The 16768-nt window shown below is 67.3% G+C and carries 18 protein-coding genes and 1 pseudogene; 12 read left to right on the forward strand and 7 right to left on the reverse strand.

Annotation, left to right across the window (positions count from 1 at the left end; all coding sequences use genetic code 11):
• Nucleotides 1-74 precede the first annotated feature (74 nt).
• The 5 genes from ACFTSA_RS01690 to ACFTSA_RS01710 all read left to right on the forward strand — a co-directional run bounded on the left by ACFTSA_RS01690 (nucleotide 75) and on the right by ACFTSA_RS01710 (nucleotide 3074).
• Nucleotides 75-404, forward strand: a complete 330-nt coding sequence (locus ACFTSA_RS01690) for a PadR family transcriptional regulator (RefSeq protein WP_377949040.1) — start codon at nucleotides 75-77, stop codon at nucleotides 402-404.
• A gap of 2 nt (nucleotides 405-406) precedes the next feature.
• On the forward strand, nucleotides 407-778 hold the full coding sequence (locus ACFTSA_RS01695) for a DUF1048 domain-containing protein (protein ID WP_377949042.1): 372 nt from the start codon (nucleotides 407-409) through the stop codon (nucleotides 776-778).
• The gene (locus ACFTSA_RS01700; protein WP_377949045.1) at nucleotides 775-1644 is read left to right on the forward strand and encodes an ABC transporter ATP-binding protein; all 870 of its coding nucleotides are present in this window, start codon (nucleotides 775-777) and stop codon (nucleotides 1642-1644) included. Before ACFTSA_RS01695 ends, ACFTSA_RS01700 begins: the two co-directional genes overlap by 4 nt.
• Entirely contained in the window at nucleotides 1644-2405 is a 762-nt protein-coding gene (locus ACFTSA_RS01705) for an ABC transporter permease (RefSeq protein ID WP_377949048.1), read from the forward strand. The genes ACFTSA_RS01700 and ACFTSA_RS01705 overlap by 1 nt, the downstream gene beginning before the upstream one ends.
• A 90-nt stretch (nucleotides 2406-2495) precedes the next feature.
• The gene (locus ACFTSA_RS01710; RefSeq protein ID WP_377949050.1) at nucleotides 2496-3074 is read left to right on the forward strand and encodes an AAA family ATPase; all 579 of its coding nucleotides are present in this window, start codon (nucleotides 2496-2498) and stop codon (nucleotides 3072-3074) included.
• A gap of 48 nt (nucleotides 3075-3122) precedes the next feature.
• On the opposite strand, the gene ACFTSA_RS01715 is transcribed toward ACFTSA_RS01710, so the two are convergent.
• Nucleotides 3123-3818, reverse strand: coding sequence for a maleylpyruvate isomerase family mycothiol-dependent enzyme (locus ACFTSA_RS01715; protein WP_377949053.1), 696 nt, complete (start codon nucleotides 3816-3818; stop codon nucleotides 3123-3125).
• Between the two features lie 556 nt (nucleotides 3819-4374).
• Nucleotides 4375-5922: a PucR family transcriptional regulator gene (locus ACFTSA_RS01720; protein WP_377949056.1), complete on the reverse strand. Its 1548-nt coding sequence runs from the start codon at nucleotides 5920-5922 to the stop codon at nucleotides 4375-4377.
• 134 nt (nucleotides 5923-6056) lie between these two features.
• Here ACFTSA_RS01720 and ACFTSA_RS01725 point away from each other — a divergent pair, with 134 nt between their 5' ends.
• The 7 genes and pseudogenes from ACFTSA_RS01725 (at nucleotide 6057) to ACFTSA_RS01755 (ending at nucleotide 11178) form a co-directional block, all read left to right on the forward strand.
• Nucleotides 6057-7589, forward strand: coding sequence for a purine-cytosine permease family protein (locus tag ACFTSA_RS01725; protein ID WP_377949059.1), 1533 nt, complete (start codon nucleotides 6057-6059; stop codon nucleotides 7587-7589).
• A 47-nt stretch (nucleotides 7590-7636) separates the two neighbouring features.
• Nucleotides 7637-8590, forward strand: coding sequence for a polysaccharide deacetylase (locus tag ACFTSA_RS01730; RefSeq protein ID WP_377949062.1), 954 nt, complete (start codon nucleotides 7637-7639; stop codon nucleotides 8588-8590).
• Nucleotides 8591-8832: 242 nt separating this feature from the next.
• Entirely contained in the window at nucleotides 8833-9039 is a 207-nt protein-coding gene (locus tag ACFTSA_RS01735; protein ID WP_377949065.1) for a hypothetical protein, read from the forward strand.
• Nucleotides 9040-9189: 150 nt separating this feature from the next.
• The gene (locus ACFTSA_RS01740) at nucleotides 9190-9927 is read left to right on the forward strand and encodes a DedA family protein (protein ID WP_377949067.1); all 738 of its coding nucleotides are present in this window, start codon (nucleotides 9190-9192) and stop codon (nucleotides 9925-9927) included.
• Nucleotides 9928-10088: 161 nt separating this feature from the next.
• Nucleotides 10089-10145 (forward strand): annotated as a pseudogene (locus ACFTSA_RS01745) (hypothetical protein); the annotation flags it as partial.
• Between the two features lie 58 nt (nucleotides 10146-10203).
• Nucleotides 10204-10485 (forward strand): hypothetical protein, encoded by a 282-nt coding sequence (locus tag ACFTSA_RS01750; RefSeq protein WP_377949069.1) that lies wholly within the window; start codon nucleotides 10204-10206, stop codon nucleotides 10483-10485.
• 18 nt (nucleotides 10486-10503) lie between these two features.
• On the forward strand, nucleotides 10504-11178 hold the full coding sequence (locus tag ACFTSA_RS01755) for a DUF1345 domain-containing protein (RefSeq protein ID WP_377949072.1): 675 nt from the start codon (nucleotides 10504-10506) through the stop codon (nucleotides 11176-11178).
• A 78-nt stretch (nucleotides 11179-11256) separates the two neighbouring features.
• Here ACFTSA_RS01755 and ACFTSA_RS01760 read toward each other — a convergent pair whose 3' ends face one another.
• The 5 genes from ACFTSA_RS01760 to ACFTSA_RS01780 all read right to left on the reverse strand — a co-directional run bounded on the left by ACFTSA_RS01760 (nucleotide 11257) and on the right by ACFTSA_RS01780 (nucleotide 16563).
• Nucleotides 11257-12312, reverse strand: a complete 1056-nt coding sequence (locus ACFTSA_RS01760; RefSeq protein WP_377949075.1) for a glycoside hydrolase family 3 N-terminal domain-containing protein — start codon at nucleotides 12310-12312, stop codon at nucleotides 11257-11259.
• A 684-nt stretch (nucleotides 12313-12996) separates the two neighbouring features.
• Nucleotides 12997-13173 (reverse strand): CsbD family protein, encoded by a 177-nt coding sequence (locus ACFTSA_RS01765; protein WP_331573156.1) that lies wholly within the window; start codon nucleotides 13171-13173, stop codon nucleotides 12997-12999.
• 104 nt (nucleotides 13174-13277) lie between these two features.
• Nucleotides 13278-14750 (reverse strand): PepSY-associated TM helix domain-containing protein, encoded by a 1473-nt coding sequence (locus tag ACFTSA_RS01770; RefSeq protein ID WP_377949077.1) that lies wholly within the window; start codon nucleotides 14748-14750, stop codon nucleotides 13278-13280.
• Between the two features lie 312 nt (nucleotides 14751-15062).
• Nucleotides 15063-15833 (reverse strand): YcnI family protein, encoded by a 771-nt coding sequence (locus ACFTSA_RS01775; RefSeq protein WP_377949080.1) that lies wholly within the window; start codon nucleotides 15831-15833, stop codon nucleotides 15063-15065.
• Between the two features lie 115 nt (nucleotides 15834-15948).
• Nucleotides 15949-16563, reverse strand: coding sequence for a hypothetical protein (locus ACFTSA_RS01780; RefSeq protein WP_377949083.1), 615 nt, complete (start codon nucleotides 16561-16563; stop codon nucleotides 15949-15951).
• Between the last annotated feature and the right edge of the window lie 205 nt (nucleotides 16564-16768).

Here is a 16768-nt window from a genome sequence, read left to right on the forward strand (position 1 = left end):
CACTTGCGCTTTATCTACCTAGCGTTACTATGTACTGGTAGCTAGTAATACTAAGTAGCTGGAGGAGGTGTCCGGTGGGCAAGCAAATGACGGAGATGCTCAAGGGGACGCTGGAGGGCATCGTTCTTGCCCTTCTGACCGGGAAGCCGGCGTACGGATACGAGATCACGACGCTGCTGAGGGATAAGGGCTTTGCCGATATCGCCGAGGGCACGGTCTATGCGCTGCTGGTGAGGATCGAGCAAAAGGGGCTCGTCGACGTCGAGAAGCGGCCGTCGGAGAAGGGCCCCCCGCGCAAGGTGTACACGCTCAACGCCCACGGCGATGAGTACCTGGAGGAGTTCTGGAAAACATGGAGCTTTCTTGCCGAGCGGCTCGAACAGCTCCGAGATGGAGGGAAATAGACATGGCCATGGGATGGATTGAGCAGGTCACCGGCTCGCTCGAACAGAAGAAGCAGTACCGGCAGTACAAGGCACGCGCCAAGCAGCTGCCCGCGAATTACCGCACGGCGCTCGAGGCGCTGGAGCGGTACCTGACGTACTTCGGTGCGATCACGAAGGGGGACACCCTGGTGAAGATGCTCGAGGATCTCGCGGACCTCTTCGAACAGAGCGCGGCCAGCGAAACACCGATCCGGGAAGTGGTTGGGGAGGACCCTGTGGAGTTCGCGGAGACGTTCCTCCAGAACTACGCGGAGGGCCAGTGGATCAACAAGGAACGGAAGCGGCTCACCCAAGCGATCGAGGGCATCACGAAAGAGGAGGAAGTCCCATGAGCGTGAACGCGCCGGCTCCCGCCCGCGACGGCGAACCCGCGATCCGTGTGCGGGGCATGGAGAAGTCGTACAAGTCCTTGCAGGTGCTGCGCGGTGTGGACTTTGACGTAGCACCGGGCAGCATCTTCGCTTTGCTCGGATCGAACGGGGCCGGGAAGACCACAATGGTGCGGATCCTCTCCACACTGTTAAAGCCCGACGCCGGCACGGCCACCGTGAATGGGTTCGACATTGGTGCCCGGTCGGTCCAAGTCCGGGAATCCATTAGTCTCACCGGACAGTTCGCAGCGGTGGACGAGATCCTGACCGGCCGGGAGAACCTGGTGCTCGTCGCCAGGTTGCGGCACCTGAAGGACCCCGGCACGGTGGCGGACGACCTGCTGGCGCGCTTCAACCTGGCGGACGCGGGATCGCGGAAAGTGTCCGAGTATTCCGGAGGCATGCGCCGCCGGCTCGACATCGCCATGAGCCTGATCGGCGAGCCGAAGGTGATCTTCCTGGACGAGCCGACGACGGGCCTCGACCCTGAGGCGCGGATCGAAGTCTGGCAGGTCGTTAAGGATCTCTCGGAGCAGGGGACCACCGTCCTGCTCACCACGCAATATCTCGATGAGGCTGAGCAGCTCGCAGACCGGATCGCCATTCTTCATGACGGGCGGATCATCGCGAATGGAACCCTCGCGGAGCTGAAGCAACTGCTCCCGCCGGCGGAGATCGAGTATGTCGAGAAGCAGCCAACCCTGGAGGACATCTTCCTCGCGCTGGTGGGGAAGGACGGCAAGGCCGGGCCGGGTGCCCCATCCAGTGACGGCTCCGGTGCCGAACCACGCGCCGCGTCAGGTGTCGCAACTAGTAAGGAGCGGTGATGAGCAAACATTTCTTCGGGGACACGGCCATTCTGCTGGGCCGCTCCATGCGCCACATCTTCCGCAGCGTGGACACCCTCATCACCACAGCAATCACGCCGATCGCACTCATGCTGCTGTTCGTCTACGTGTTCGGCGGCGCCATCAGGACGGATACCGGCAACTACATCAACTACCTGCTGCCCGGAATCATGCTGATCGCGATCGCGTCGGGCATCGCGTACACCGCCGTTCGCCTGTTCACCGACATGAAGAGCGGCATTTTCGAGCGGTTCCAGTCCATGCCGATCGCCCGGTCGTCCGTGCTGTGGGCCCATGTCCTGACGTCGCTCGCCGCCAACGGTCTGTCGCTCGTAATCATCGTCCTGGTGGCGCTGCTGATGGGTTTCCGGACGTCGGCCGGCCTGGTGGAGTGGCTCGCCGTCGTCGGAATCCTCACGCTGTTCACCCTGGCACTCACCTGGATCGCGGTTATTGCCGGGCTGTCGGCGAAGTCCGTGGACGGCGCTGGCGGGTTCTCCTACCCGCTGATCTTCCTGCCGTTCATCAGCTCGGCGTTCGTCCCCACGGCCACCATGCCGGGTCCGGTGCGGGCGTTCGCCGAGAACCAGCCGGTCACTTCGATCGTTAACACGATCCAGGACCTGTTTGCGCAACGGCCGGTCGGCGTCGACATTTGGATTGCCCTGGCCTGGTGCCTGGGGATCCTCGTCCTCGCCTACGTCTTCGCCATGGCTGCGTACCGGAGGAAGATCAGCTAGGCGTTTATCGGGGAAGGGCCCTGCCGCGCCGAGCGCCGCCGGGCATTCCCGTGCCACGCTTCCTCACCTTTCGTCGCTAGCATCAGTAATGTGCTGACCCACGAGGAGCCCCTGCCGCGCCGCCCGTTCCGCGTTGCGGTCGCCGGCGTATCCGGGACGGGCAAGACGACGCTTGCCAGCCGCATCGCCGTCGTCATCGGTGCACCGCTCTTTGAGATCGATGCCCTGTATCACGGCCCGAATTGGGTGCCGCGTGAGTCTTTCCTCGACGACGTTCGCTCGATGGTCGCCCAGGACTTGTGGACAACGGAGTGGCAGTACAAGGCCGCCCGCCCACTCATGACCGAGCGCGCCGACATGGTTGTGTGGCTGGATCTGCCATTCTGGACAACGACGCTGCCGCGCCTGGTCCGTCGAACGCTGCACCGTCGTCTTAAACGCGAAGTCCTCTGGAACGGCAACCTCGAGCCGCCATTGCGCACGTTCTTTACCGACCCCGACCACATTGTCCGATGGGCGATCTCCACGCGCTTCCAGTACCGCACCAAGATTCAGGCCCTCGAGACGGCATCGCCGCACGTGACGGTGGTCAGGCTGCGCTCCCAGCAACAGGTGGAGCAGTGGCTTGCTGGGCCCCTCCGCTGCGCGTTGGACGGCAGCGCCCGGTAGGGTGCGTCCGCCCTTGTATCGCTGACACCTTGGAGCCCTGCGATGCTGTTACGGCGTGAGCGGACCGCGGATGACACGCAGCGCGAGGCCGGTGTCGCCGTCGAGCATTGCCGTGTCTGAAAGGCTGGAGCGGCCCCAGAGGCCGAAGTACATGTCCCGAGGCGCTGCCGTGACCGACGCCGCGATGTCGCCGGTGCCGAATGTCCAGGCCGTCCCGTCGGGCACTTGGAAGGTAACCGCTCTTTCCGGGTCGGCCATCCGCTGGAGCCGGATCTGCCGCGGGGCGAACATCGCCAGGGCCTCGTCGACGCCGTCGAGCATGAAATCCTCGGCGAAATCCGGGTCCGGCAGGCCGGCAGCCTGGCGGGCGTCGACGAGGTGGATGGCGTGTTCGTGTGCCTGCCGGCGCAGCCAGAAACCGGCCGTGCGCGGGGGAGGGCCGAAGTTCCAGCACGGCGCCGCGGGGTCAAGGGAGGTCATGGCGGCGAGGAATCCGGGCGCTCCTTCGAGGAACCACTCTGCTGCGTTCTCTGCTGGTGGGGGCTGTTCCTCGACGTACTCGCCGGCACGGACAACAGCGGCTGCCCACCGTTCGATCGAGCCGACATGGCCGAAGAGGGCATCCAGGGTCCATCCAGGGCAGGCCGGAACCGGATTTTCCAGCACGCTCTCCGACTGGCGCGCAAGCGTTTCGAGGGCGCCGAGGCTGTGCGTGAGTTCGGCAAGGTAGCGTTCGGGCGACATGGGTCGAGCCTATCCGGACCACCTGCCGGCTCGGGCCGGTTCAGTGCCGCCAGGGGGCCCTCTTGGAAGGGGCCACCCGCAACGGAAAGCGGAGCATTGTGACTGCCCGCCGGCCGTTGCGCTGGATCGACTACCCGATTTTCGACCTCCATAGCGAGGTTTGGCTCGCGGTCACTCGACCTGCTCCGTGGGATCGAGCACGACATCTCCGGGCCCTCGGATTCCGCGGGATTTTGGTCGCCCACGAGACGGCAGCAGGTACGCGAGCGCTGCACTATTACTCGGACTCGGAGGACCGGAACGGCCGCGACGCCCTCGAGACAGCCGCGCGGGCCGCCGGCGGGACCACCCGGCTCGACCCCGGGTGGAAACGGGTGTGCCACTTCTCCTGAGCGGGATGTGAGAGAGGGTCGGGTGGAAAACGGCGGGATGTGAGAGAGGGTCGGGTGGAAAACGGCGGGATGTGAGAGAGGGTCGGGTGGAAAACGGCAGGATGTGAGAGAGGGTTTGGTTCCAAAAACGCTCTGTCAGGTTTCGCCGGTTTGTCCGAATGCTCTTAGGGGAGTGGGGCGAGGCGGGTTGCCAGGTGCAGGCCGACGAGGCAGCCGGTTCCCCGGGGGTCGCCGCCGACGAGGTCGAAGATGCGCTGCAGGCGGTGGTACATCGACTGCCGTTCCAGGTGCAGTTCGCGTGCGGCCTGCGCCGTGTTGCAGCCGGAGTCGAGCCACACGGTCAGCGTGTGCAGGAGTTGGGAGTTCCGCTGCTCGTCGTGCTCGAGAATGGGCCCCAGTGTCCGTCGGACGAACTCGCGTCGGGCATTGGCGTCGATGCTCTCGGCGGCAAGGCGCTCGGCACCAAACGCGTCCGCGTCGTGCACCTGCCGGCCGGCGCGCCCAGTCCGGGGCGCCAGGTCCAGCGTCCGCCGGGCCTCCGTCATGGACCAGGCGGCCTCGCCGATACCCTGGCCCAGAGGTCCGACGGCGGTCGCGGAACCTTCCGGGGCATCGAGCCCGCCGAGCGCCTCGATCAGGGACGCCCGCGCGGCCCGGGTTCCCTCGCGGGGGAGGCCGGCGAGCGCGATGAGCTCGAGTTTGTCGGCGTAGCTCGCGGCATGCGGAACCGACGCCGCCAGTACCGCATCGAGCGCCGGGCGCAGCCGGCCCGACGCGGCGGAGCGGATCATCACGGCGGCCACCGGACCGTCGACGGCGAACCCTGCCGCCGCGCCCAGCTGCTCCAGCCGCCACGGCTGGGCACCGGAATGGACGGCCCGCATCAGCTCCGCACCGGCCAGTTCCTTCAGGCCGGGCGGCATCCGCTGCAGCAGGGCAAGGCCAAGAATGTCGATGGACCGCTCGCCGGCGACGCGAACAAACGTCGGGTCGACGCCCTCGGGCACCTCCAGCTCGAGGCGCGCGGCCAGCACACCGCGCACCGGAACGTCGACCGCCGTCGTACTCACCGCCGTCGTACTTACTGTCCCGGTACTGACCCCGGAACCGGTTCCCGAACCGCCGGCAGAACCACTGCCGCCGGCAGAACCACCGGAACCGGCACTCCCCAGCGTCAGCCCCGCCGGCGACACCAGGCGGACGCTGGTCCCGGTCTGCCCGGCGAGCACGGCGAGCACCTCGTCCAGCCCGCCGCCGTGGGCGAGTTCGGCGGCCATGGCGTGGCTGATCTCATCCCCGCGCTGCAGCAGCTCCACGGACTGGCCCACCAGGATCGAGTTGATCTCCTGCATGATGCCCACGAACGGCGCCACCTTGCGCAGCTCGAACAGCGGGAGCCCCTGGGATTCGGCGGTGACCAGCATCGACTCGGGGATCTCGGGCAGGACAGGGCCGGTCTCGATCGCAAGGGCAGCCACGCCACGGCCCGCCAGCTCGCGGACGTAATCAACCCGCCGCTGATCGGACGCGGTGGCCAGGGCCTGCCCGCCGCTGAGCAGGAGCTCGCCGCCGCGCAGCAGGGGAGCGATGTCCAGGACCTCGCTCGAGTGCACCCACCGCACCTGCCGGCCGGCCACGGCGGAGGCGCCGGCGCGCAGCAGCGGGTCAGCCGCCTGGACGCTCCGGCGCTTCAGGACGTCTTCAAGGAACACCGATCTTACACTCCGTCATAGGCAAGGGAATTCTGCTAGACAGATCGTACCTTGTTGCTGTGATGGGGCCCACATACGCTTGATTCAGTCCCTTCTTCCCGGAGGCTCTTCTTCCTCACACGGAGGCTTTTCCGATGCACAACTCCTCAACACCGCAGTCCGGGCCCGCAATGGAGCAGGCCGAGGACTTCGAAGCCTGGCTCCAGCCCATTCCGGAAACCGCACGCACCCGCAAAGTGTCCGGCCAGTTCTGGATCTGGGCGGGCGCAAACCTCGCCCCGATCAACTGGGTCCTCGGCGCCCTCGGCATCAACCTGGGCCTTGGCTTCGCCGACACCGTCACGGTCCTGGTCCTCGGCAACCTGATCGGCATGCTGCTCTTCGGCTGCTTCGTCCTGCTCGGCCAGAAGACCGGCGCCACAGGCATGGTCCTGGCCCGCGCCGCATTCGGCCGCCGCGGCAACTACCTCCCCGCAGCCATCCAGGCCCTGCTCGTCGTCGGCTGGTGCGCCGTCAACACCTGGATCATCCTGGACCTGGTCATGGCGCTCTTCGGCACCCTCGGCTGGGTGGACCCCACCGCCCACAACTACGCCTGGAAGATCGGCATCGCCACATTCATCATGGCCGCCCAGGTCGCCATCGCCTGGTTCGGCTACAAGGCCATCGCCGCGTTCGAAAAATGGACCGTGCCGCCCACCATCATCATCCTGGCGGTCATGTCAGCCGTCGCCTGGTTCGGCCTCAAGATCGACTGGTCCTACGCCGGCCCCGCAGGCCACATCCTCGAAGGCTCGGAACGGATCGCCGCCATGAGCGCCGTGATGACGGCCATCGGCATCGGCTGGGGCATCACCTGGTTCACGTACGCCGCCGACTACTCCCGCTTCGTCAGCACCAGCGTCCCCAAGAAAAAGGTCTACCTGGCCTCCGTCCTGGGCCAGTTCATCCCCGTCGTCTGGCTCGGCGTCCTCGGCGCCAGCCTCGCCACCAACAGCGGCGAGGTCGACCCCGGCAAGCTCATCGTGCAGAACTTCGGCGCCATGGCGCTGCCCGTTCTCCTGATGGTGCTGCACGGGCCCATCGCCACGAACATCCTCAACATCTACACCTTCTCGGTGGCCACGCAGGCACTCGACATCACCATCAGCCGCCGCAAGCTCAACCTGTTCGTCGGCGTCTTCTCGCTCCTCGCCGTCGTCTTCTTCATCTTCCAGGAGGACTTCGCCTCGGTGCTGGACGCCTGGCTGATCGGCCTGGTGGCGTGGGTGGCCGCGTGGGGCGGCGTGATGCTGGTGCACTTCTTCTGGCTGGAGAAGCGCTGGCCCGGCAACGTGGAACGGCTGTTCGACGGCGTCGGCACACGCCGCCTGCCCGTGGTCAACTGGGCCGGGGTGACGTCGCTGCTCGCCGGCATCGTGGCCACCTGGCTGTTCATGTACGGACTGATCCCCATCATGCAGGGCCCCATCGCGGTTGCCCTGGGCGGCTGGGACCTCTCCTGGCTCGCCGGCGGCCTCACCAGCGCCGCGGTGTACGCGGTTCTCGGCCCCCGGCTGCACCGGCCGTACGTGACGGTGACGTCCGACGGCGGCACGGCAGCTTCCGCCGCCGGCGCACCTGACGCTGCGGAGGCACCCCAGCCGGTTCCCGCCGTCGAACTCTGAATCCTTCCCCCCTCTCCACTTCGCCCTCTGACGAAAGGAACTCCGGCATGAGCACCAGCGCCTTCGCGGATTCCCAGCACCCCATCACCTGGCCGGCCGGCTTCACCGCCGCAGCGTCCTTCACCTTCGATGTCGACGCCGAATCCTGCGTCATTGCCCATGACCCCGCCAGCACCCGGCGCATGTCGCTCATGAGCCACCAGTCGTACGGGCCGAAGGTGGCGGTGCCGCGGCTGCTGCAGATCCTGGCGCGCCAGGAGGTCCGCGGGACGTTCTTCATTCCCGGGTTCACGGCGGAAAGCTACCCGGACGTGGTGCGGCAGATCGTCGACGGCGGCCACGAGGTTGCGCACCACGGCTACCTGCACGAGCCGATGCAGGGGATCGATGCCTCGACCGAGGCGGGCTACATCGACCGCGGGCTTGAGGCGCTGGAGAAGGTCGCCGGGGTCCGGCCGGTCGGGTACCGGGCGCCGTGGTGGGAGCTGAACTGGCACTCGCCGGCGTTGCTCGCGGACCGTGGCTTCCTCTACGACTCCAGCCTGCTCGACGGGGATGCGCCGTACCGGATGTCGGTCTCGCAGGATGGGGGCGACAGCCGCGACATCGTGGAGATCCCCGTGGACTGGACGCTGGACGACTGGGAGCAGTACGCGTTCTACCCGGGCGTGACAGGCAGCGGCGTGATCGAAAGCCCGGCCAAGGTGCTGGAGATGTGGACGCTCGAGGCGGAGGCGCACCACTCGCAGGGAAGCTGCTTCGTCCTGACGAACCACCCGTTCATCTCGGGCCGGCCGTCCAAGGCTGTGGCTTTGGAGCAGCTGATTGAGCGGGTCAAGGGCATGGACGGCATGTGGGTGACAACGCTGGAGCAGATCGCGGAGCACACCAGGGCGACCGTCACCGAGGTCCACACCCACGCGCGGATCGACATGCCCACGTACCCCGGCGCCGGAGCCCGCTTCAAGCCCGGCCAGGTGCAGGTGCCCGCGCTCAGCTAACGCTTCCCAGCCTTGTGCACGCAGGACATTTCGCCAAAAAAGGCCGCCTCGGGTCCACTCCGAGCGGCCTTTTTTGGCGAAAGGACGGGCGACGGGCCGCGGCGGCCGCCCACACCAAGCCGGTGAGCGCTGTGAATCCAGGATGAGGTCTCGACGGGGACCGCGGAGGGTGCTTTTCTTGACGTTAGGCGACCGCCTGCCGGGCTTTGGTCCGGGTTTCACTTGAGCAAAGGAGCTTCAAAGTGGCTGGCCTCAGTAATAAGTTCGACTCTGAATTCGAAAGCAAGAGCGTCGAGGAATTGGCCAAGGCACCGGTGGGTGCTCTCCAGGGCCTGTCCGAATCTGACGCGCAGAAGCTCCAGGAAGCCCTTGGCATCAAGACCATCAAGGACCTGGGCACGAACAAGTACTTCCTGTGGGCGCAGGCGGTTGCAAAACTGGCCGAGTAGTACGCCCAGCCCGCGCCGGCCCGACGTCAGCGACGGCGGGCCGGCGTAGTGCGTGTTCGCCGTGCTGGCCGCAGAGGCACGCCGGCCCAGGCGGCATCCGCCGTCGTAATTCTTAGGGTTTTCTTTTAAGCGCCACGGGACATTGGTTCCATGCTTTCTCTTCATACCGTGGCGATCTCCCCTGCCTTGGCGTCTTCCGCCGGGATGCCCCCGCTGCTCGATCCCGCTTCGCTGCTCCAAGGACTGGGGCCGGCCACGGTGGTGGTGATCGCGGCTATGGTTTTCATCGAGTCGGGCGTGCTGTTTCCGTTCCTGCCCGGCGACTCGCTGCTTTTCACGGCGGGGCTCCTGCACCAGCAGCTGCAGCTCGCTCTGCCCGTGCTAATCGGTGTGATCACTGCTGCGGCTGTGGCCGGGGACCAGGTGGGCTACATGCTGGGGCGGAAATTCGGGCGGCGGTGGTTCAAGGATGACGCCAAAATCCTGAAGACATCGCATCTGGACAAGACCGAGGACTTCTTCCGAAGGCACGGCGGTCCTGCCCTGGTGCTGGCCAGATTCGCGCCGATCATCAGGACCTACGCGCCGCTCAGCGCAGGCATGGTGCGCTACAACTACAAGTCCTTCACGCTCTGGAACATTGTTGGTGCTCTGGCGTGGGCGACCACCGTCACCCTGCTGGGTACGTGGCTGGGGCATTACGAGGTCGTGGCCAAGAATATCGACGTCATCGCTGTCATTCTGGTGCTGGTCTCCGTCATTCCGTGGGGAGTGGAATGGCTCAGGCGGCGCCGCAGCACCAAGGCCGAGGCGGCCGACCGGGCCGCGGACGGCCGGGCCATTGGTGACGCCGAGCCCGCCCGGGACGCCGAGGAGTGGCGCAAATGACCCGCACTGAGATCGGCCCCGCCCCGGGTGGCGCGGCCAACGGAGCCGTAACCATCCCGGTTGAGCCGGCGGCAGGTCCATGGGCGCCCGGCCGCCCGGAACTGTCCAAAGTCCCGGAAATCACGGCGTGGTTCTGGGTAGTCAAGGTCCTCACCACGGGCATGGGCGAAACCGCCTCGGACTTCCTGCTGCATCAGTTGGTACCTGAAGTTGCCCTGGCTGTGGGCACGGCAGCCCTCGCGGCGTCGCTGGCCCTGCAGTTCAAAGTCCGCCGATATGTTCTCTGGTGCCGTGTTCGCTGGGATCATCGCCGTGCCTGCGCTCGCATATTGGTGCAGGCTGCTTCCCGAGGTCCCGGCATTCTGGTTCGCCTACATCCTGACCCGGCCGCTCGGCGCGTCCTTCGCGGACTGGTCGGCCGTGTCCCCCGCGCGCGGCGGACTCGGCTGGGGGACCGGACCCGTCAGCCTGGGCCTGGCCGTGCTCATCACGGCTTGCGTCGTGCGCCTGAACCTCCTGCAGCGCCGGTCTGCGCGTTCCGAAACACCCGCGGGCTAAAACTGTAATGATCAGACCATGAGCAGACTGGACGGCGCAGGACGCCAGGCATCGAGGTTCGACAGGCCGGCGCATCATTCGCGGCTCCGGTTGCTGGTGATGGCCGTCGTCGGACTGGCCACGGCCGCTGCGGTGGGGCTCCTGCAGTCGTGGACCTATGCGCCCGCCATGGGGTGGGCGGCGGCGTCCGCCACTTATCTGCTGTGGGTGTGGGCTGTCATCGGGCGCCTGCCGGCGGGGGCCACGGCCGCCCACGCCCGGCGCGACGACCCCGGCCGGGCCGCATCCGACGCCCTGGTGCTGGCCGCTACCGTGGCCAGCTTCGGTGGCGTGGCCATGATCCTCCTCGACGCCTCCAACAGCCAAGGGGGAACCAAATCGGGCATCATCGCGCTCGGGCTGGGGACCTCAACATTGTCCTGGTTCCTGGTGCACACGCTCTATACACTGCGCTACGCCTCCATCTACTACGGCGACAGGACCGGAGTCGACTTCAACCAGGACGAGCCGCCGCGCTACACGGACTTCGCTTACCTGGCCTTCACCGTGGGCATGGCGTACCAGGTCTCGGACACCAATCTCAAGACCGAAGCCATGCGCGGCACGGTGCTCCGCCACGGACTGCTGTCCTACCTGCTGGGCGCGATCGTGCTGGCCACCACCATCAACCTGGTCTCCGGTCTGGTCGCCTGACGGGTTCGCGACCTTTGCCGCGTGGCCTAAATGGGGCCCAAGTGCCGTTCGCGCTTCCCGGGCCGACCAGCCTCACCCCTAGCGACCGGCCTTCACCGTGAGCACCTTCAGGGCGGCGGCGTTGACTGCTGCGGCGAACGCGGGACTGCGCTGGGCGAGCTGCAGCACCGCGGTGTACATGGTGGGAATGGCGCGGGGGTTCGCGCAGAGCAGCATGGTCCCGCCGGCGTTGATGAAGTTCGTGGCCCGGGTGCCCCAAGCCCAGGGGGCCAGTTGCGCCGCGTTGCATAGGTCATCGGACAGAACGACGCCAGAGAAGTGCAGGTCGTTACGCAGCATTGTCCGCATGATCAGCGGCGAGAACGGCGCGATGTGCGCGGCATCGATCCGTGTGTAGTAGGCGCTCGAGACCATGACCCACCGGGTGCCCGCCTGGATCGCTGTCCGGAACGGCAGCAGGTACGGGTCGGTGCGTGTGGTGGCGGTGTCCTTCACGTTCCGGCTGACGTCGGTGTTCAGCGTGACACGGCCCAGGCCGGGGAAGTGCTTGACCACGGGCGCGATGCCTGCTTGACGCATACCGGCCGCGAAGGCGCCGCCGTGGGCAGAGACGGTCTGCGGCGTGAACCCATATTCGCGGCCAAAGAAACCGATGGGCGCGTTCCGCGGGGCAAACTGTCGGCTCGGCACGGTGTCCATCACCGGCGCCAGGTTCATGGTGAGCCCCGCCGCGCGGAGCTGGCTGCCCCAGACGCGCGCGCTAGCCTGGAGGGCCGCCGTCGCCTGCGTTCCCTGGGTCAGAGCTGTGGGGATCGCCGAGAAGCCGGGACCGCTGAGGACCTGGACGAAGCCGCCCTCCTGGTCGGTCGCCACCGCGAGGCGGATCCCGCCGGTGGTTGCCGTCGATACGGTGGCCGTCATCCGGCGAACGACGGCGGCGGTCGCGGCGGTGCCCGCCCGGCTGCGCCCCGCAAGATACACATTGCCCACATGGAACCTGGTCAGGTCGGACATGGTGTTGGCGTCGGCTCCGGTTGCCGCCGCCGCCACCATGAACAGTTGGCCTACCCGCTGCGCCATCGTGAGTCGGGCGAGCTGCTGCGCCGGAGTGGGTGGTGCCGCTGCCTTCACCACCGCCACATGCTGAACGACGGCGTGCTGGCCTGTTCGGGGGACTGCTGCGCGAAGGCTTGCTGGCGGCCGGGATGTTGCGGCCGGTTTCTGGGTGGGCAAGGCCTTCGCATGCAGGAACTCGGCCGTAGTCGCCGACAGCGGCTGACTTGTGGACCGGGACTGGGGCGGGCCGCCCGCTGCAGACAGAGCGAGCAAAAGCGCTGCTCCCAGAACTGCCAATTTACTCAGATGATGCATGTTCACACGGCTTTTGCTGGGGCACTCATATATCAATGAGAGTACGCCCTTTTTTCATCGCCGCGCCGTTGGGGTCAGCCACCCGGAGGTGCGCGACAGTGCGGGCGCGTGGTTTTGCCAAAAGTGGCCGCTTCGAAGCAGCTCAGGCGGCCCTTTTTGGTAAAAACGTAAGCGGCGAGGCGGGTCCAGCCACAATCACGGCTGGAATCGCGGGCCGGCTTGCGGGCATGAAAGTGCCGCCCTGCGGTGTTGGGGGCCATCGCAGGACGGCATGCAACCAAGGTACTTCGCCGCACGAAGCCGCAACAGCCTTTCTTCCGGGGAGGCGGGAATCTTAACGTTTTTTTAACGCCGTTCGCGTTTGAGATGCCGAAGCGTTGCGCAGGGAGACGCGGCGGGGCCCTGTCCGCTCTTACCGGACAGGGCCCCGAGCTCTACTGCGGAACCTTAGTGCCTCCTGAAGGCGTCCTTAATCTTTTCGCCGGCCTGCTTGAGGTCGGCCCTCATATGGCGCGCCCTGCCTTCGGACCGGAGCCGTTCGTTTCCGGTCGCGCGGCCGGCCGCTTCCTTGCTTCTGCCGTGGAGTTTTTCGGCGGCGTTGTGGATCTTGTCACCCAAACCCATCGTGACCTCCTGTTCGGGAAAGCCGGGGCGGCCTGCTGCCGCGGCGGCCATTCCCAGTCTATCGATGGCGGGCCGGGGCGGCCATGCCCACTTTGGCCCCGGGACTACCGCTCCGGTGATGGCGCCCGTTCCGCTGACGGTTCCAATGAACGACGACGGCGCCTGGCTTCCGCTACCGCCGTGTCCAGGAGGATGAAGGCGAGCAGGCTCCAACCGAGGAGCGGCAGGAATATGCCCACGAGCACCATCGCCGTGATCGCCGCCAGGACTCCAGCCCAGTGTCCGCGCAGGAAGGCTCCCCGCGGGGCGGGCCGCCCCATGGCCCAGGCACTGCCGCGGGTGGGGCGGCGCCTCCACCACATCACGTAACCCCAGACCACCATCGCGGCCAGGCCCGCGGCCACTACGAGCAAGACCAGCTGGTTGGGCAGGCCGAACAGCAGGCCCATGTGCGCAGCGATGGCCCAGCGGGTCAGCTTCGCCGCCAGGCCGAAGTCCTTGAAGTCGGCGCGGCTGGTGACTTTCTCGGAAGCCGGGTCGACGGCCACCGCGCTGGCCGAAGCGGGCCATTCCCTGCCGGCCTCGGTCACGGTCCAGGCCTTGCCCTCCGCGGCGGGCGGCTTGATGTCGACCATGGGGGCCGTGATGATGTCCGCCCGGGCGATCCGCTGGACGGCGTCGTAGACGGCCGGATCCGCTGCCTCGCTGACGGGTGCCGACGCCGACCCGTGGCCGGAGTGGTCGCTGGCCGGTGCTGACGCCGGCCCGCTTAGGGAGGTCGAAACGGTCGGGGTCAGCCAGCCGAGACTAGTGCGCAGCGCGGTGATGTTTTCGCCTGCGCCGGCGGACCAAGTCAGGCCGGAAGCGGAGAGGAACAGGAAGGCGGCGAGCATGACGGTGCCGGTGGTGCCGTGGAGCCAGACCGTTCTGGCCCGGCCGGAAGCCGGGCGGGCCTTCGGGGGTGCCGTTCGGCGTCGGCGGATCCTGTCGATCCACAGAACCAGTCCGCCAAGGGCCACCACCCACAGCCAGGACGCGGCCAGTTCACTGTAGACGCGTCCGGGCTCGCCGAGGTTCAGGGATCGGTGGAGGTTGGAGATCCACGTCCGCATCGGCAGCGCGCCACTGCTGCCGTAAGTGGTGAGGTCGCCGCGGATTTCGCCGGTGCCGGGATTCACGAAGATGGTCCGGTATTCGGACTCACCCAGCAAGGGGTCCGCGAACAGGACACGGGTGGTGTCCCCGGCGCCGGGTGCCGGGCGGACGGAGACAGGTGTGGCGCCACCGGTGGAGTCGATGGCGGCCTTCACCTGGGCCGAGAGCGGCAGGGGGTTCACGACCGCGGGGACGTGAAGTTCGCTGGCGTAGACAGCCTGTTCCAGCTGGGGCGTGATGGCGTAGAGGCCGCCGCTGAGGGCGGCGACGAGCAGGAAGGGCCCGGCGAGGATGCCCGCGTAGAAATGGAGCCGGAGCAGGAACGCACGGAACCAGCCGCGGCCCTCCGGGGCGTTGCCAGCGGGAGGGTTGGCTGGCGGGGCTGGCTGTGTGGATGTTTGGGGGTTGGCTAATACAGTCATGGTTTTGTCTTTCGAGTCTTTTGGTGCGCTGCAGTGCACACGGGACACCGCTGAGCCGGCCAGGCCGCACCGCGGCGGAGCGCAATGGAACCTGCGCGCGGCGTCCCGAGCTGCGGCCCCGAAGCCGGGCCGAACGAGGCTGTAGCGAACGAGGCTGGGCACTACGAATCAGGGCAGTACGAACCAGCGCAGGGCGAATCAGCGCAGGGCGAATCAGCGCAGCGCGAAGCGTTTTGGGGGCGCGCGAAACAACCTCTCGCCCGGTCAGCGGGCGTGAGGCGCTCGGCGAGAAAGTGTTGGAGCGCCGGCCGGCTACCGCTTGCTGGGGCGGGTACGGGCCAGCGCGGTCACGCCCGCGGCGAGGCCGATCAGTCCTGCGGCCAGCCCGACCCATCCCGCGGTATCGCTACCGGAGGAGGAAGTCGACGAGGCCGGCGCAACTGCCGAAGCCTGAGTGGCCGCCGGGGTCGCCTCTGCGTGGGCCCCTTCGCTTTCGGCTGCAGTGGTGACGAAGGACGGTGCCGGGTGGGACTCTTCAGCTTCCGAGGCTGGCGCGGTTGACGTCGCGGACGCGTGGTGGTGCTCCGCTTCCGCGGCATCGGCCCAGTTGACGGTGGTCCCGTCGGTGTAGCCCTGCGCCGCGGGCAGGGTCACCGTGGTGCCCGCTGCAGGAAGGCGCCCGACGGACAGGGTGAACGTCTGGAACTGGTTCTGCCCGATCTGGTGCGCGGCGTCAGCTGTCCAGACCACGCTGGTGGGTGCCTTGGTCACCGTTGCCCCGGCCACCTCGACCGGCTTGGGCAGCGTGGTGCTGATGACCTGGGCCTTCCATCCGTCGATGGGCAGGACCGAGACGGAGGTCAGCGGCGTGTCGGTGGGGAGTTTCACCTCGAGCCGGTTGGTCTTGGCGGTATCGGACTCGTTGGGGACGCTGAACGTCAGCTTGGTGAAGCCGCCCTCCGAGGTGGCGGAGGGGTCGACCGTGACGTGGGCGGAAGCGGCGGCCGCGCCGGCGGCCAGGAACCCGGCCGCCAGTGCGCCGGCTGCGGTGGTTTTGAGGGTACGGCGAAGGGAGGTATTCATGGCAGGAGTGCCTTTCACAGGTTTTTGGGGTCAGGAAAAGCAGGCCGGAGGGGCCTGTCCGGAAAGCGGAAGAACCGCCGTCGGAAGTTCCTGCCAGGTGTGAAAGGAACTGTCTCTACACGGCGGCCGCAAGCAGCGGAGGACCGCGCCGGGAAGGCAGCCGCAGCGAGTGGTGCTTGGGCGGAAGAACCGCAGCAGCGGCGCGTGTGAAGGGGGCACGGACCGGAACGACGACGGACGGCTCGGCGTCCCGGAACAGCGGGCTCAGCCAGTCGGCCAGCGCCGCGAGGGCCCGTTCGCCGTGGGCGAGGAGCAGCGCCGTGGCCAGGGTGGCGACGGCGTGGGCGGCGAACATGAGTCCGTCAGGTGCAGCCCCGTGCGCCGGGGCGGACATCATCAGCGCCGCGTGGTTCAGCGGCGCCGGCGTGTGCCCGGCGTGCCCGGACAACGTGGCCGTGGAAACCGCCGCTGAAGTTCCTGCAGACATGGCGCCGAACGCCCAGTGAAGCCAGGCCTGTCCGCCGCCCACGAGCCCGATCAGAACCGGCAGTGACAGCTTGAAACGGGTCAGGGCCGCGACCGGAACCATGGTCACCGCGCACAGGGCCGCGAGGACTGCCGGCATGGGCAGCTGGCCTCCGCCGGCAAGGTGCCCGCCGGCGGCCAGGCCCAGGACGATGGATCCGATCAGCCCGGAGCGGAACAGGCGGAAGGACGCATGCGGCTTCACGGGCTGTCCTTTCTCCTGGGCGACGACGTTGGCTTCAGCAGTAAAACCTACTGTACGGCTTCTTTTGTGACGGGCACCACAAATCGCCGTTCATGACGCAGCATTGCCGGACCCGATGCCAGCTTATGCAGAGGACCGGACGCCGGACTGGGGCGCGTGCAGCTGAGAGGTGCGTTCGCGGGCGGAGTCGGAAACCGCGACGACT

The sequence above is a fragment of the Arthrobacter sp. NPDC057013 genome (assembly GCF_042674585.1).
Lineage (GTDB): Bacteria > Actinomycetota > Actinomycetes > Actinomycetales > Micrococcaceae > Arthrobacter.

What these genes read in the sequence shown, in the direction of transcription:
- ACFTSA_RS01700 (WP_377949045.1), top strand. Translation starts at nt 775, where the DNA reads ATGAGCGTGAACGCGCCGGCTCCCGCCCGCGACGGCGAACCCGCGATC.
- ACFTSA_RS01755 (WP_377949072.1), top strand. Translation starts at nt 10,504, where the DNA reads ATGAGCAGACTGGACGGCGCAGGACGCCAGGCATCGAGGTTCGACAGG.
- ACFTSA_RS01725 (WP_377949059.1), top strand. Translation starts at nt 6,057, where the DNA reads ATGCACAACTCCTCAACACCGCAGTCCGGGCCCGCAATGGAGCAGGCC.
- ACFTSA_RS01750 (WP_377949069.1), top strand. Translation starts at nt 10,204, where the DNA reads ATGTTCTCTGGTGCCGTGTTCGCTGGGATCATCGCCGTGCCTGCGCTC.
- ACFTSA_RS01730 (WP_377949062.1), top strand. Translation starts at nt 7,637, where the DNA reads ATGAGCACCAGCGCCTTCGCGGATTCCCAGCACCCCATCACCTGGCCG.
- ACFTSA_RS01715 (WP_377949053.1), bottom strand. Translation starts at nt 3,818, where the DNA reads ATGTCGCCCGAACGCTACCTTGCCGAACTCACGCACAGCCTCGGCGCC.
- ACFTSA_RS01770 (WP_377949077.1), bottom strand. Translation starts at nt 14,750, where the DNA reads ATGACTGTATTAGCCAACCCCCAAACATCCACACAGCCAGCCCCGCCA.
- ACFTSA_RS01740 (WP_377949067.1), top strand. Translation starts at nt 9,190, where the DNA reads ATGCTTTCTCTTCATACCGTGGCGATCTCCCCTGCCTTGGCGTCTTCC.
- ACFTSA_RS01775 (WP_377949080.1), bottom strand. Translation starts at nt 15,833, where the DNA reads ATGAATACCTCCCTTCGCCGTACCCTCAAAACCACCGCAGCCGGCGCA.
- ACFTSA_RS01765 (WP_331573156.1), bottom strand. Translation starts at nt 13,173, where the DNA reads ATGGGTTTGGGTGACAAGATCCACAACGCCGCCGAAAAACTCCACGGC.
- ACFTSA_RS01695 (WP_377949042.1), top strand. Translation starts at nt 407, where the DNA reads ATGGCCATGGGATGGATTGAGCAGGTCACCGGCTCGCTCGAACAGAAG.
- ACFTSA_RS01705 (WP_377949048.1), top strand. Translation starts at nt 1,644, where the DNA reads ATGAGCAAACATTTCTTCGGGGACACGGCCATTCTGCTGGGCCGCTCC.